This is a genomic window from Roseomonas genomospecies 6 (genome assembly GCF_008365375.1).
Classification (GTDB): Bacteria; Pseudomonadota; Alphaproteobacteria; order Azospirillales; family Azospirillaceae; genus Azospirillum.
The window spans coordinates 158,493-173,022 of record NZ_QOKW01000007.1; the positions used below are offsets into that span (position 1 = coordinate 158,493).

Here is a 14,530-nt window from a genome sequence, read left to right on the forward strand (position 1 = left end):
AAACGTTACAGTTTCGTGGCCCCGCAGGCCAGTGCTCTTCCCGCGGACCGATGCGGCGGAGGCGTCATGGGAACGGTTGATTTCGCATCTGCGAAATGGCAAGTATCCGGCGCTCCCTACCACTTAAGACCAGCACGGATGCCGCCCGTCATGATCGAACGCCGCTTCGAACAGATCATCTTCGCCAGCCGCTGGCTGCTCGCGCCCTTCTATCTGGGGCTCGTCGTGTCGCTGGTGCTCCTGCTGGCGAAGTTCACGCAGGAGATCTTCCACATCGTCCCGCATGTGCTGGAGATGGAGGAGAAGGACGTGCTCCTGGCCGTCCTGACGCTGATCGACCTGTCGCTGGCGGGCAACCTGCTGCTGATGGTGATCTTTTCGGGGTACGAGAACTTCGTGTCCAAGATCGACGTGGCCAACCACAAGGATCGCCCGGACTGGATGGGCAAGGTCGATTTCGGCGGGTTGAAGCTGAAGCTGATCGCCTCCATTGTGGCGATCTCCGGCATCCATCTGCTGAAAGGCTTCATGAACATCGACAACACCGGCAAGGAAAACCTGATGTGGATGGTCATCGTCCACATGACCTTCGTGCTGTCGGGCGTCCTGCTGGCCCTGATGGACCGGCTGGAAGGCGATCATCATGGGGCGAAGATGAAGGCCGCGGCCGCCGCGAAAACCGATCATCATTGACGCCTGCGCCGGGGTCGGGAACGGGGCGCCGGACCGGTCCGAAGGCGGCCACAAAGCCGTTGCGGCGGGTCGGGAATCAGCCTAAGGATAGCCCCGGCGCGAGCGGGGCGGTTGGCCGGACGCCGGAGGTTTCCGCCTCCCGTTGACGGAAAATTAACCCTGACGCGGCAGTGTGGCGGTCACCGGAGGACGGCGTTCCGCCAGGACTTCGGGGTCTGGAAAATCAACCGGGACCGGCCTTTCACCAAGGACCGCCTCCCACGGAACATCCCGCCGGACCGGCGTTGGCGCCCGCCCCGCGGGTGCCCGGAACAGGGTCCGGCAAGGCGTGCCGGTTGCACTCTCCGCTTGAGCGCGAAGGGGCATTCGTCTATGGAACCGTTGGCGGGCGTGGCCCTCCGCATCGGAGCGGACACATCGCCGGCAAGGCCGTCTCAACCGCATTGAAGAGTTAGTCGGGTCCATGCTTTCCAAACTCCTCGGCGTGCTTTCCGCCGACATGGCGATCGATTTGGGGACGGCCAACACCCTGGTCTATGTCAAGGGCCGTGGCATCGTTCTGAACGAGCCCTCCGTGGTGGCCATCGCCAACGTCCGCGGCAAGAAGCAGGTGCTGGCCGTCGGCGACGAGGCGAAGATGATGCTGGGCCGCACGCCCGGCAACATCCAGGCCATCCGTCCCCTCCGCGACGGCGTCATCGCCGACTTTGAAGTCGCCGAGGAGATGATCAAGCACTTCATCCGCAAGGTGCACAACCGGCGCAGCTTCGCCAGCCCGCAGGTCATCATCTGCGTGCCGTCGGGCTCCACCGCCGTCGAGCGCCGCGCGATCCAGGAATCGGCGGAGGCCGCCGGCGCGCGCCGCGTCTTCCTGATCGAGGAGCCCATGGCCGCCGCGATCGGCGCCGGGCTTCCGGTGACGGAGCCGACCGGCTCGATGGTCGTGGACATCGGCGGCGGCACCACCGAGGTGGCCGTCCTGTCGCTGGGCGGCATCGTCTATTCCCGCTCCGTCCGCGTCGGCGGCGACAAGATGGACGAGGCCATCATCGGCTACATCCGCCGCACCCACAATCTGCTGGTCGGCGAAGGCTCGGCGGAGCGGATCAAGAAGGAAATCGGTTCGGCCTGTCCGCCGGAAGACGGCGAGGGCCGCATCCTGGAGATCAAGGGCCGCGATCTGATGAACGGCGTGCCCAAGGAACTCATCATCTCCGAGCGGCAGATCGCCGAGTCCCTGGCGGAGCCGGTGTCGGCCATCGTCGAGGCGGTGAAGGTCGCGCTGGAACACACGGCGCCGGAGCTGGCCGCGGACATCGTGGACAAGGGCATCGTGCTGACCGGCGGCGGCGCGCTTCTGGGCAACCTGGACTTCGTGCTGCGCCACGCCACCGGCCTGCCGGTGTCGATCGCGGACGACCCGCTGTCCTGCGTCGCGCTGGGCACCGGTCGGGCGCTGGAGGAGATGAAGACGCTGCGAAACGTCTTGGTCAGCGCTTACTGATTGGTGTATTGCTCGGTTGGGTTCCCCCGGCGGTTTGTCCGTTCGCCGGCATAGCCGGGGGCGGATCGCGTACCTGGACGGGATGATCCTGTGAAGCCTCGCAATTCCGGCTCCGTCGTGCGCCTTGCCGCCCCACTGCGGGCGCTTGCCCAGCGATTCTCGTTCCTGCTGCTGGTGCTCGCCTCCATCGCGCTGATGATGGTGGGCAAGATCGACGCGCTGTCGGTGGACAGCGCCCGCGCCCGTGTGACCGACGCCTTCGCCCCCATCCTGGACGCGATCTCGCGCCCCGCCGCCACCGCCGCCCATGTGGTGGAGTCGGTGGTGGAGGTGCAGAACGCCTTCGAGGAGAACCAGCGGCTGAAGGCGGAGAACGCGCGGCTGCTGCAATGGAAGCAGGCGGCGCTGCGGCTGGAGGCGGAGAACATCAGCCTCCGCTCCCTTCTGAAGGCGACGCCGGAACCGTCCTCCTCCTTCATCACGGCACGGGTCATCGCCGCTCCGGGAAGTTCCTTCCTGCGCACTCTGGTGGTCACCGCCGGGCGTCGCGACGGGGTGCGCAAGGGGCAGGCGGCGATTGCCGGCAGCGGTCTGGTGGGCCGGGTGATCGAGGTCGGGGAATGGTCCGCCCGCATCCTCCTGCTGACCGACATCAACACGCGCATTCCCGTGGTTCTGGAACGCTCGCGCCAGCGGGCGGTGATGGCCGGCGACAATTCCGACCAGACACGGCTGCTCTACCTGCCGCCCGAAGCGCCGGTCCAGGTGGGGGAGCGGGTGGTGACCTCCGGTCACGGCGGGCAGTTCCCGCCGGGCCTGCCGGTGGGCGTGGTGTCCTCGGCGGGTGAGCGCGGCGTCCGGGTGCAGCCGAACGTCGATCTGTCGCGGGTGGAACACCTGCAACTGGTCGAGTTCAGCCTGCCGGGAAGCGAGACGGAACCGTCGCTCGAGTCGAAATGACGCTGACCCTCTGGCAGCGGCTGGACAAGACCGGGCGCAATCTGGCGCCTTTCGCGGTGACGGTGATGCTGGCGCTGGCCGGGATGGTACCCGTTCCGCTTCCCGGCTATGCGTCGGTGGCGCCTTTCCTGACCGCCATCGCCGTCTATTATTGGGCGATCCACCGGCCCGACCTGATGGGGCCGGGCACCGCCTTCCTGATCGGGCTGCTTCAGGATCTGCTGACCGGCGGACCGCTGGGGGTGAACGCGCTGGTGCTGGTGCTGGTCCATTGGGCGGTGTCCAGCCAGCGGCGCGTTCTGGTGTCCAGCACCTTCGCCCTGATGTGGTTCGGCTTCGCGCTGGTCATGGTGGGCGTGGCCTGCATCCAGTGGCTGGCCTTCACGGTGCTTCAGGCTGCGGTGCTGCCGTTCAAGCCGGCGCTGTTCCAGGCGCTGCTGACCATGGCGTTCTTTCCGGCGGTCGCCTGGATGCTGATCCGCGTCCACCGCGCGTTCCTCCAAGGATGACTTGGCAAGGATGACTTGGCAGGGATGAAATGGCCGGGCTGGAAAGGCAAGGCTGAAGCGGCCGGGATGATCTAGCAGGGATGATGGGCCTTTGATTGCGATGGACCGCGACACCGACCGCTACCGCCTGCTGACCCGCCGCGCCGCCGTGCTGGGCGGGCTGAAGCTCGCCGGTCTGTCGGCGTTGGTCGGGCGGCTCTATTACCTGCAGGTGGTGGAATCCGCGCGCTACACCATGCTGGCGGAGGAAAACCGCATCAGCCTGCGGCTGGTCGCCCCGTCGCGCGGCACGATCGTGGACCGGTTCGGCGCGCCGCTGGCCGTGAACCAGCAGAACTACCGCGTCGTCGTGGTGTCGGAGCGCACGCGCAACATCCAGGACACGCTGGACAAGATCTCAAAGATCGTTCCGTTGACTGACGGCGACCGGCGCCGCGTGATGCGCGAATTGCACCGCAAGCGCCGCTTCGTCCCGGTCACCGTGCGCGAGAACCTGACCTGGGAGCAGGTCGCGACCATCGAGATGAACACGCCGGACCTTCCGGGCGTCGCCATCGAGGTGGGCGAGATCCGTCACTACCCGGAGGCGGAGGCGACCGCCCACATCCTGGGCTATGTCGGCGCCGTGTCGGAGGCGGAACTCAACGGCGATCCCGTTCTGTCGCTGCCCGGCTTCCGCATCGGCAAGGCCGGGATGGAGAAGTATCACGAGAAGGCGTTGCGCGGCACGGCGGGCACCAGCCAGCTTGAGGTCAACGCGGTCGGGCGCGTCATCCGCGAGCTGTCGCGCGACGAGGGGCAGCCGGGCCGCGAGGTCCAGCTCACCATCGACATCGGCCTTCAGAAATTCGTGCAGCAGCGGCTGGCGCAGGAGGTCAGCGCCTCCTGCGTGGTGATGGACGTGCACACCGGCGGAATCTACGCCCTGTGCTCCCACCCCAGCTACGATCCCAACCAGTTCACCATGGGCATCAGCGCCGAGCTGTGGGAGGAGCTGTTGTCCAACCAGGCCACCCCGCTGAACAACAAGGCGGTGGCCGGGCAGTACCCGCCGGGATCGACCTTCAAGCCGGTGGTGGCGCTGGCGGCGCTGGAGTCGGGGCTCATCAGCCGCAACCACACGGTCTTCTGCCCGGGCCACATGGATCTGGGCGACCACCGCTTCCACTGCTGGAAGAAGGGCGGTCACGGCACGATGGACGTGGTCGGCGCGCTGCGCCATTCCTGCGACGTCTGGTTCTACGACGTGTCGCGGCGCATCGGCATCGACCGCATCGCCGAGATGGCCCACCGCTTCGACATGGGGCAACTGACCGGGCTGGACCTGCCGCACGAGCGGCCCGGCCTGATCCCCTCCATCGAGTGGAAGAAGGGCGCGTTGGGGAAGCCCTGGGCGCAGGGCGAGACGCTGATCGCGGCCATCGGCCAGGGCTATGTGCTGTCCACCCCGATGCAGCTCGTCGCCATGACGGCGCGGCTTGCCAACGGCGGCTTCGCGGTGAAGCCCCACCTGACCAAGCAGATCAAGGCGCTGTCGGGGGAACAGACCACATGGCCGCCGATCGGGGTGAAGAAGGAGAATCTGGACCTCGTCCTGCGCGGCCTCTACGAGGTGACCAACGCCCCGAACGGCACCGCCTACAAATCGCGCATCACGGAGCCCGGCTTCGAGATGGCCGGCAAGACCGGTTCCGCCCAGGTCCGCCGCATCACCATGGCGGAGCGCAGCACCGGCGTGCGGAAGAACGAGGACCTGCCCTGGCGGGAGCGCGACCACGCCCTGTTCATCTCCTACGCGCCGGTCAGCTCCCCGCGCTACGCCTGCGCGGTGTTCGTGGAGCATGGCGGCGGCGGTTCCACCGCGGCGGCGCCGATCGCGCGCGACATCCTGCTGGAATGCCAGAAGCGCGATCCGGGGCGCGCCACCGTCGCGGAAAGCGCCCCGCCGCCCCCGCCGCCCGACGGCACCCGGGGCTGACGTCCGGGGCCGGTCGGGGCGCGGGGGGCGACCGGAGCGCGCGGCGGTTCAGGCCGTGCGCACCTCGGCCAGGAACTGGTCCACCTCGCGCTTCAGGCTGGAGGCCCGTTCGGCCAACTGGTCGGCGGCGCCCTTCACGCTGTGGGTGGCGGCGCTGGTCTCCGCTTCCGCCTGCTGGATGCCGACGACGTTGCTGGACACCTCCGCCGTGCCGTTGGCGGCCTGCTGGGCGTTGCGGCTGATCTCGCCGGTCGCCGCGCTCTGCTGTTCCACGGACGCGGCCATTTCCGCGGTGGAGCGGTCGATGTCCTCGACCTGGGTGATGATGGCGCGCATGGCATCCACCGTCCTGCTGGATGCGCTCTTCACCGCGGCGATCTGATTGCCGATCTGCTCCGTCATCGCGTGGGTCTGGTTGGCCAGGTTCTTGACCTCGCTCGCCACGACGGCGAAGCCCTTGCCGGCCTCGCCCGCGCGGGCGGCCTCGATGGTCGCGTTGAGCGCCAGCAGATTGGTCTGCGAGGCGACGGAGTTGATGGCGGCGACGATCTGGCCCACCTGCTCGATGGCGTCGGACAGCGAGTCGAGCTGGGTCTGGGCCAGATTGGCCCCCTCGGCGGCGGCCTTGGAGCGGGAGGCGGCGCGGGACACGCGCTCCGCCAGCTCGTGGATGGAGGCGGACATCTCCTCCGACGCCGCGGCGACGGTCTGCACGTTGGCGCTGGCTTCCTCCGACGCGCCGGCCACGGCGCCGCACTGGGCGCTGACCTCCTCGACGGCGGCGGCGAGCTGGGAGGCGGTGGCCTGCAACTCCGTCGCGGCGCCGCCGACGTCGTTCACGATGACGCCCACCCGCGATTCGAACCGGCCCGCGAGGTCGAGCATCGCCGCGCGCTTCTCCGCCTGGGAGCGGGCCGCGGCCTCCTTGGCTTCGCGTTCCATCTCGTGGTTGCGGATCAGGTTGCGCTTGAACACCTCCGCGGTCTCGGCGATCTCCCCGACCTCGTCCTTTCGGTCCGTGCCGTAGACGACGGTTTCCAGCTTGCCGTCGGCCAAGCCGCGCAGACAGGCGACGATGGTCTTCACGGGGCGGACGATGCCGAACTGGGACACCATCCAGCCGAGCAGCAGGCCGGTGACGATGCCGACGGCGGCGGCGACGGTGAGCTGGGTCGAGCGGGTTTCCGCCAGGGCGGATGCCTCCTCCGACAGCCGGGACGCCTTCCCGTCGGTGTAGGTGGTGTAGGCGACGGTCAGGTCCTGGAGCGTCCGCGCGACGGCGGCGCTCGTGTCCACGGAAGCCAGGATGTCGCGCTGGCCCTGCGTCAGGGCGCTGCCTCCCTTGATCCGGCGGGCGACGGCGATCGTGTCTTCGAGTTCCCTGTTGTAGAGCACGAGCGCGCTCTCGAAGGACGTCAGCAGCCGGCTCTGCTCCGCGTCGCTGGTTTCCTTCACCTTGGACAGCAGCCCGTTCATGGCCTCGCGGGTCTTGCCGATGGACGGAAGGACCTGATCCAGCTCGCCGGGATTGGCGGCCAGCCGATACTCGTCTCGGTTCAGCTCGACCACCATGCGGTTGATGCGCGCGCCGAGTTTCATCTCCTCGCCGGCCAGATGGAGTTCGTCGGAGGCGCGGCTCAGCGCTCCCAGACCCGCGATCGACGTGGCGGTGATGCCCGCGCAGATGGCAGCCAGCAGAACGATGATGGATAGGATTTTGGTGGAGATCTTCAGATTACCAAGCTTCATGGGAAAGCCCACCCTGAAAGCCCGGATGAATGCGCGGGCAGGGACCGGCAAGGGGCGCCGGGACGAACGGGAATTTTTATAAACTTTCCCGTATCGGGCGTTGACATTGATCAAATCACCAAGCGAAAGGAGTAATCCGGTCACTCGCCGCACGAACGAGTCAGGAACCGCCGCCTGCCGAACCCTGTTCCAGAAGCGCAGAAAACGCGGGTGGATTGAAATGGCAGGCGATCTGACCAACTGGCTGGTTGATGTTTTGCACACCATGGATTACGCGGGCATCTTCCTGCTCCTGGTCCTGGCGCGGGTTTTTCCGCCGGTTCCGGCGGAATCGGTCATTCCATTGGCCGGCATCGCGGCCGCCCAGGGTGAGTACAACCTCTTTGCCGTCGCGCTGGCGGGCGGATTGGGATCGCTGACCGGGCAACTCGTCTGGTTCCTGCCGAGCCGCCTGCTGGGACGCGACCGGTTGGAGGCCTTCCTGAAACGCTACGGCCACTGGTTGACGATCCACCCGAAGAAGGTCCGGCGCAGCACCGAATGGTTCGGCAAGCGCGGCGGCATCGCCGTGTTCCTGACGCAGCCGGTGCCTGGGGTGCGGACGCTGATCTCCATCCCCGCCGGTGCATGCCGGATGTCGATCCCGCTCTACTGCCTCTATTCCGGGGCGGGATCGATCCTGTGGACGCTGCTGCTCGCCTGGACCGGCTACATGCTGTCCCGCTGGCCCTTCGCCCACAGTCTGGTGGGCTTCTTCACGGTGGGGCTGCTGGTGGTTCTGGTCGGTCTGTACCTGTACCGGCTGGTCAGCCACTTCCACGGCATCCGCCGCGCCCAGAAATTGTCCGGCGGTTCCGGCGGCGGAAGGGGAGACGATCCGCCCGTGGCGGGCGCGCCGCTCAGCCTCTGAGGTCCGTCACCTCAGCCCATCGCCCAGCCGGCCATGCCGGTGAAGGCCATGCCGAGCGCCCAGATCCCGAAACACGCCAGAGCCACCCCCGTGCAGTGGTTCAGGCGGGTGAGGCCCCGGTCGGAAATGCGGTGGCGGACGGCGGCCACGCCCATGGACAGGGCAAGCCACCACAGCGACGCGCCGATGAAGACGCCGGCCACCAGAGTGGACGCATCCACCCGCCCCAGATTTCCGCCCAGCCCGAAGCCGGCGAAGATGGCGATGAAGGCCATGATGGTCGCCGGGTTGGTCAAGGTCAGCGACAGGCCGGTCATGAAACCGCCCAGAAAGGACGGCGTGTCGGGCGCGCTGGCGGCCTCGCGCTCCTCGTCCTCCGGCTTCTGGCGGAAGGTGCGGACGGCGACCACGATCAGGAAGATGCCGCCGACGAGCTGGAAGGCGGTCTCGTGCCCCTGAAGGAAGTCCAGCGCGGCGGACACGCCGAAGGCGGCGATGGCGCCGTAGATGGTGTCGGCCACGGCGGCGCCGAAGCCGGTGAAGAAGCCCATCAGCGGCCCGTGCTGGAGCGTGCGGCGGATGCACAGCAGGCCGATAGGGCCGACGGGTGCGGCGATGGCGATTCCAAGGACGATGCCTTGCAGCAACACCACCAGACCATGCACGCCGATCACCTCATCCGATGTGTGATCCGCCCGACCGGACGGATGGCGGGCGTGATAGCCGTCCACCGCCCTTCCGTCAACCGGCGTTCCCCCTGTCGCGTGTCGGGAGGAGCGGTTATCCTGTCGCCACGCCCCGGCAAGGGGGCGACGCGGAACGGGGAAGCGGAGCGATGACGATGACGCGCATTCTGACCATCCTGGCCCTGTCCCTGCCGTTGGCGGCGACCGTTCCCGCCGCGGGCACAGCCCTGGCGGCGGACGAGTTCTTGCCGGCGGTCGTGTTCGACCAGGGCGGCAAGTTCGACAAGTCCTTCAACGAGGCGGCCTACAACGGGGCGGAGCGCTTCAGGAAGGAGACCGGCATCGCCTACCGCGAGTTCGAGGTCACCAGCGAGGGCCAGCGCGAACAGGCGCTGCGCAACATGGCGCGGCGCGGCGCGACCGTCATCACGGCGGTCGGCTTCTCCCAGTCCGCCGCCGTGGACAAGGTGTCGCGGGAGTACCCCGACACGAAATTCTGCCTGATCGACGACAGGCTGGACCTTCCAAACGTCCAATCCGTGACCTTCAAGGAGCATGAGGGCTCCTTCCTGGTCGGCATGCTGGCGGCGCTGGCGTCGCAGACGGGGAAGGTCGGCTTCATCGGGGGCATGGACATCCCGCTGATCCGCAACTTCCTGACCGGCTACGAGCAGGGCGTGAAGCACGTCAAGGCGGGCGGGGAGGTCTTCACGAACATGACCGGCACCACCCCCGCCGCCTGGAACGACCCCACCCGCGGGGCGGAGCTTGCCAAGAGCCAGTTCGGGCGCGGCGCCGACGTGGTCTTCGCGGCGGCCGGGGCGACCGGTCTCGGCGTGCTCCAGGCCGCGGCCGACGCCGGGAAGCTGGGCGTCGGGGTGGACAGCAACCAGAACTGGATTCACCCGGGCAAGGTCCTGACCTCGATGGTCAAGCGGGTGGACGTGACCGTCTACGACTGCATGAAGACGGCCAGGGACGGCACTTGGGCGCCCGGCCACCGCGTCGTCGGCCTGAAGGAGGAGGGCGTCGGCTACGCGCTCGACGAGAACAACCGGAAGCTGGTCACGGTGGAGATGGAAAAGGCCGTCGAGGACGCCAAGCGCAAGATCATCGCGGGCGAGCTGGTGGTGAAGCCGTATCAGCCGTGAGGTGAGTTTCTGCGTCGCCAGCCATTGCCCCCTCCCTGACCCTCCCCCGCTTTCGCGGGGGAGGGGAAAAGCCTCCCTCCCTTGCCGAAGGCGGGGGAGGGGAAAAGCCTCCCTCCCTTGCCGAAGGCGGGGGAGGGAAGGGGCCCACGAAGTGGGAAGGGTGGGGGCAAGAACCTCGCCATAGGGTAACCCCATGCCCCAATCGCCTCCGCCCGCCCTCGAAACCCGCGACGTCAACAAATGGTTCGGCGCCAATCAGGCCAACCGCGACGTGTCGCTGGCCGTGCCGAAGGGCACCATCCATGGCGTGATCGGGGAAAACGGCGCCGGCAAATCGACGATCATGAGCATCGTCTACGGCTATCTGCCCGCCGACGGCGGCACGATCCTGGTGCACGGGCGTCCGGTCGCGGTGCGCAGCCCGCGCGACGCTCTGGCCGCCGGGATCGGCATGGTCCACCAGCATTTCATGCTCGTCGATCCCTTCACGGTGCTGGAGAACGTGCTTCTGGGCGCGGAGGGCGGCGTCACGCTGGCCGCCGGAATGGCGCGGGCGCGGGCGGAGCTGACGCGGCTCGCCCGCGATTACGGGCTGGAGGTGGACCTCGACCGCCCGGTCGGCGACCTGCCCGTGGGGGCGCAGCAGCGGGTGGAGATCCTGAAGGCGCTCTACCGCGGCGCCGACATCCTGATCCTGGACGAGCCGACCGGAGTCCTGACCCCGCAGGAGACCGACCACCTCTTCCGCATCCTCCGCGCCCTGCGGGAGCAGGGGAAGACGGTCGTCATCATCACCCACAAGCTGCGCGAGATCATGGAGCTGACCGACAACGTGACGGTCATGCGGCGCGGGCAGGTGGTGGCGAACGTCCCTACATCCGGCACCAGTCGGGAGCAACTCGCCGAACTGATGGTCGGGCGCAAGGTGCTGCTGCGGGTGGAGAAGGCCCCGGCAAAGCCCGGTCCGCCGGTGCTGGAGGTGGCGGGCCTGCGCGTTCGGGACGGTGCGGGGGTGGAGCGGGTGAAGGGCGTCGGCCTGACCGTGCGCGCCGGGGAGATCGTCGGAATCGCGGGCGTGTCCGGCAACGGCCAGTCGGAACTGCTGGAGGCGCTGGCCGGCATGCGTCCTCTCGTTGGCGGTTCCGTCCGGCTGCGGGGGGAGGAACTGGCGGACCGGCCCGCCCGCTTCAACGCGCGGGGGCTGCGCGCGCTCGGCGTCGGCCATGTGCCGGAGGACCGGCAGAGGGTCGGCCTCGTTCCGAGTTTCGAGGCGCAGGAATGCGCGATTCTCGGCCACCAGGGCGATCCGGCCTTCAACGGGCGGCTTCTGATGAACCGGCGCGCCCTGCACGACCGCTGCGCCGCGGAGATGGACGCCTACGACGTGCGCCCGCGCGACCCGCGCCTGCCCGCCGTCAACTTCTCCGGCGGCAACCAGCAGAAGATCGTGCTGGCCCGCGAGATCGAGCGGAACCCCGACCTGCTGCTGGTCGGCCAGCCCACCCGCGGCGTGGACATCGGCGCCATCGAGTTCATCCACCGCCGTCTGGTGGCGTTGCGCGACCAGGGCAAGGCGATCCTGCTGGTGTCGGTGGAACTGGACGAGATCCGCGCCCTGTCCGACCGCATCCTGGTCATGTTCGACGGCCATGTGGTGGGCGAGGTCGCGCCGGACGAGGCGGACGAGCGGCGCCTCGGCCTGATGATGGCGGGGGTGGCGGAGGCCGCGTAACGCCGACCCCGAACGCTCAGGCTTGCGCTGGACCGTTCGGCGGGGCACCTTCGATTGCATGAACGCCGTCCGGTTCGTGAACGGGCGTGACCATGGATGGAGCCGGGATGGCGCAGGAGGCGGCGCAGGGCGTGACGGGCCGGGGCTTCGGCCGGCCGGGGGAGGTTCCCGGCTGGGTCGGCCTCGCGCTTCTGCCGCTGCTGAACCTGCTGGCCGCCCTTGTCCTGTCGGGGCTGGTCGTCCTGGTGATCGGGGAGAACCCGCTGGACGTGCTGACGCTCCTGGTGACGGAGGCGGTCGGCTATCCGGAGGCCATCGGCTACACCCTCTACTACACGACCAGCTACATCTTCACCGGTCTGGCGGTCGCCATCGCCTTCCATTGCGGGCTGTTCAACATCGGCGGGGAAGGGCAGGCCTATCTCGGCGGGCTGGGGGCCGGGCTGGTCGGGCTTGCGCTGACCGGCTGGCCCTGGCCGGTGGCGGCGCTGGGGGCGGTGGTCCTGTCGGCGCTGTTCGGGGCGGCGTGGGCGGCGATTCCCGGCTGGCTTCAGGCCAGGCGCGGCAGCCACATCGTCATCACGACGATCATGTTCAACTTCATCGCCGCCGCGATCATGACCTATCTGCTGGTGGACGTGCTGATCCGCCCCGGATCGCAGTCGCCGGAAACGCGGGAGTTCGATCCGGGCGTCTGGCTGCCCACCATGGACCGGGCGCTGGGCTGGTTCGGCATCGCGATCCCGGCCTCGCCGCTGAACCTGTCCTTCCTGTGGGCACTGGCCTGCTGCGCGCTGTTCTACCTGTTCCTGTGGCGCACCCGCTGGGGTTACGAGATCCGCACGGTCGGGCGGAACGAGCGGGCGGCGGTCTATGCCGGCATTTCACCGGCCCGCAATATCATTCTCGCCATGGCGATCTCCGGCGCTCTGGCCGGCTTCGTCGGTGTGAACGAGATCATGGGGGTGCAGCACCGAATCCTGCTGAACTTCACGGGTGGGGTTGGCTTCGTCGGCATCGCCGTTGCGCTGATGGGGCGCAACCACCCGGTGGGGATCATCCTGGCGGCGCTGCTGTTCGGCGTTCTGGCGCAGGGGGGCGGGCAGGTGTCCTTCGAGTATCCCACCGTGAACCGGGAACTGGTGATGGTCATCCAGGGTCTCGTCATCCTCTTCGCCGGGGCGCTGGAAAATCTGTTCCGGCCGCAGGTGGAGGCTCTGTTCCGCCGCCGCGACGGGAGGGCAGGGAATGGATGACGCCCTGCTCGTCGCCCTGCTCCTTACCGATGCCACCATCCGCGTGGCGACTCCGCTGGTGCTCGCCGCCTTCGCCGCGCTCTACAGCGAGCGGGCGGGGGTGGTGGACATCGGGCTGGAGGGCAAGATGCTGGCCGGCGCCTTCTTCGCCGCCGCGGTGGCGTCCTCCACCGGCAACCCTTGGCTGGGCTTGGGTGCCGCGGTTGCGGCCTCGGTGGCGCTGGCCCTGGTCCATGGCTTCGCCTGCATCACCCACAAGGGCAATCAGGTGGTGTCGGGCATGGCGATCAACATCCTGGTCGCCGGTCTGGCGCCGACGCTGGCCTACGCCTGGTTCCGCCAGGGCGGCCAGACCCCGCTGCTGCCGGGGGATGCGCGCCTGCCGCAAGTCCATCTGCCGGGGGTGGAGGCGCTGTCCGGCATCCCCGTGCTCGGCCCCGTGCTCGGCCCCGTCTACCGGGAACTGATCGACGATGCCAACGTGCTGATCTGGCTGACCGTCCTTCTCGTCGTGGGGACCCACTGGGTGTTCACCCGCTCCCGCTTCGGGCTGCGGCTGCGGGCGGTGGGGGAGAACCCGTCGGCGGTCGACACGGCTGGGCTGTCTGTCACGCGGCTGCGCTATCAGGCGGTGATCATCACCGGGGTGCTGACCGGCATCGCGGGCGCCTATCTGTCCACCGCGCACGGCGCCGGATTCGTGCGCGACATGACGGCGGGCAAGGGCTATCTGGCGCTGGCCGCGCTGATCTTCGGGAAATGGCGGCCCTGGCCGACGCTGTTCGCCTGCCTGCTGTTCGCCTTCACCGACGCGGTTCAGGTGCGCCTGCAGGGGGTGCCGCTGCCGGTCGTGGGGGTGATCCCGGTGCAGTTCATCCAGATGCTGCCCTATGTGCTGACCGTGCTTCTGCTCGCCGGTTTCGTCGGGCGGGCGGTGGCGCCGAAGGCCGGCGGCATCCCCTATGTGAAGGAGCGGTGATGAGCGATCCGCAAGATTCCCTGATCGCCGCCGCCCGCGCCGCCAGGGCGCGGGCCTACGCGCCCTATTCGCATTTCTCCGTGGGGGCGGCGATTCTGGGCGAGTCCGGACGCATCCACGCCGGGGCGAACGTCGAGAACGCGGCCTATCCGCAGGGCCAGTGCGCCGAGGCCTCGGCCATCGGGGCGATGATCCTGGCCGGTGACCGGAGCATCGAGGCGATCGCGGTGATGGGCGGCCAACCCGGCGACGGGCGGCTCTGCACGCCTTGCGGCGGCTGCCGCCAACGCCTGCGCGAATTCGCCAAAGCCGACACACCGATTCACGTCTGTGGACCGGAAGGGCTTCGCCGCACGTTTACGTTGGAGGAGCTGCTGCCGCACTCCTTCGGCCCCGACAATCTGGACTTCTGAAGGAAACCGA

13 protein-coding genes are annotated in these 14,530 nt (G+C 68.4%); 11 read left to right on the plus strand and 2 right to left on the minus strand.

The window, feature by feature from the left end; all coding sequences use genetic code 11:
• Positions 1-150: 150 nt before the first annotated feature.
• The 5 genes from DS843_RS11710 (at position 151) to mrdA (ending at position 5,644) form a co-directional block, all read left to right on the plus strand.
• A complete protein-coding gene (locus DS843_RS11710) occupies positions 151-693 on the plus strand; it encodes a TIGR00645 family protein (RefSeq protein ID WP_149469059.1) in 543 nt (180 codons plus the stop codon).
• Positions 694-1,156: 463 nt separating this feature from the next.
• Positions 1,157-2,197 (plus strand): rod shape-determining protein, encoded by a 1,041-nt coding sequence (locus DS843_RS11715; protein ID WP_014240000.1) that lies wholly within the window; start codon positions 1,157-1,159, stop codon positions 2,195-2,197.
• 90 nt (positions 2,198-2,287) lie between these two features.
• Positions 2,288-3,157 carry a rod shape-determining protein MreC gene (gene mreC / locus DS843_RS11720; protein ID WP_149469060.1) on the plus strand — a complete coding sequence of 290 codons (870 nt, stop codon included), beginning with the start codon at positions 2,288-2,290 and terminating at the stop codon, positions 3,155-3,157.
• On the plus strand, positions 3,154-3,666 hold the full coding sequence (gene mreD, locus DS843_RS11725; RefSeq protein ID WP_149469061.1) for a rod shape-determining protein MreD: 513 nt from the start codon (positions 3,154-3,156) through the stop codon (positions 3,664-3,666). Before mreC ends, mreD begins: the two co-directional genes overlap by 4 nt.
• Before the next feature lie 100 nt (positions 3,667-3,766).
• Positions 3,767-5,644, plus strand: coding sequence for a penicillin-binding protein 2 (mrdA, locus tag DS843_RS11730; protein WP_149469062.1), 1,878 nt, complete (start codon positions 3,767-3,769; stop codon positions 5,642-5,644).
• A gap of 48 nt (positions 5,645-5,692) precedes the next feature.
• On the opposite strand, the gene DS843_RS11735 is transcribed toward mrdA, so the two are convergent.
• Positions 5,693-7,393 (minus strand): methyl-accepting chemotaxis protein, encoded by a 1,701-nt coding sequence (locus DS843_RS11735; RefSeq protein ID WP_167525271.1) that lies wholly within the window; start codon positions 7,391-7,393, stop codon positions 5,693-5,695.
• Positions 7,394-7,613: 220 nt separating this feature from the next.
• Between DS843_RS11735 and DS843_RS11740 the strand changes: the two genes are divergently transcribed.
• Entirely contained in the window at positions 7,614-8,303 is a 690-nt protein-coding gene (locus DS843_RS11740) for a DedA family protein (RefSeq protein ID WP_149469064.1), read from the plus strand.
• Positions 8,304-8,314: 11 nt separating this feature from the next.
• On the opposite strand, the gene DS843_RS11745 is transcribed toward DS843_RS11740, so the two are convergent.
• Complete coding sequence (locus tag DS843_RS11745; RefSeq protein ID WP_286192058.1) at positions 8,315-9,034, minus strand: LysE family translocator; 720 nt, start codon at positions 9,032-9,034, stop codon at positions 8,315-8,317.
• Positions 9,035-9,144: 110 nt separating this feature from the next.
• Here DS843_RS11745 and DS843_RS11750 point away from each other — a divergent pair, with 110 nt between their 5' ends.
• The 5 genes from DS843_RS11750 to cdd all read left to right on the plus strand — a co-directional run bounded on the left by DS843_RS11750 (position 9,145) and on the right by cdd (position 14,520).
• The gene (locus tag DS843_RS11750; RefSeq protein WP_149469065.1) at positions 9,145-10,140 is read left to right on the plus strand and encodes a BMP family lipoprotein; all 996 of its coding nucleotides are present in this window, start codon (positions 9,145-9,147) and stop codon (positions 10,138-10,140) included.
• A gap of 193 nt (positions 10,141-10,333) precedes the next feature.
• Positions 10,334-11,872, plus strand: coding sequence for an ABC transporter ATP-binding protein (locus DS843_RS11755; RefSeq protein WP_149469066.1), 1,539 nt, complete (start codon positions 10,334-10,336; stop codon positions 11,870-11,872).
• A 92-nt stretch (positions 11,873-11,964) separates the two neighbouring features.
• On the plus strand, positions 11,965-13,128 hold the full coding sequence (locus tag DS843_RS11760; protein ID WP_475849102.1) for an ABC transporter permease subunit: 1,164 nt from the start codon (positions 11,965-11,967) through the stop codon (positions 13,126-13,128).
• Positions 13,121-14,107 carry an ABC transporter permease gene (locus DS843_RS11765; RefSeq protein ID WP_149469067.1) on the plus strand — a complete coding sequence of 329 codons (987 nt, stop codon included), beginning with the start codon at positions 13,121-13,123 and terminating at the stop codon, positions 14,105-14,107. Before DS843_RS11760 ends, DS843_RS11765 begins: the two co-directional genes overlap by 8 nt.
• The gene (cdd, locus tag DS843_RS11770; RefSeq protein ID WP_149469068.1) at positions 14,107-14,520 is read left to right on the plus strand and encodes a cytidine deaminase; all 414 of its coding nucleotides are present in this window, start codon (positions 14,107-14,109) and stop codon (positions 14,518-14,520) included. The genes DS843_RS11765 and cdd overlap by 1 nt, the downstream gene beginning before the upstream one ends.
• The last annotated feature ends 10 nt before the right edge of the window (positions 14,521-14,530 follow it).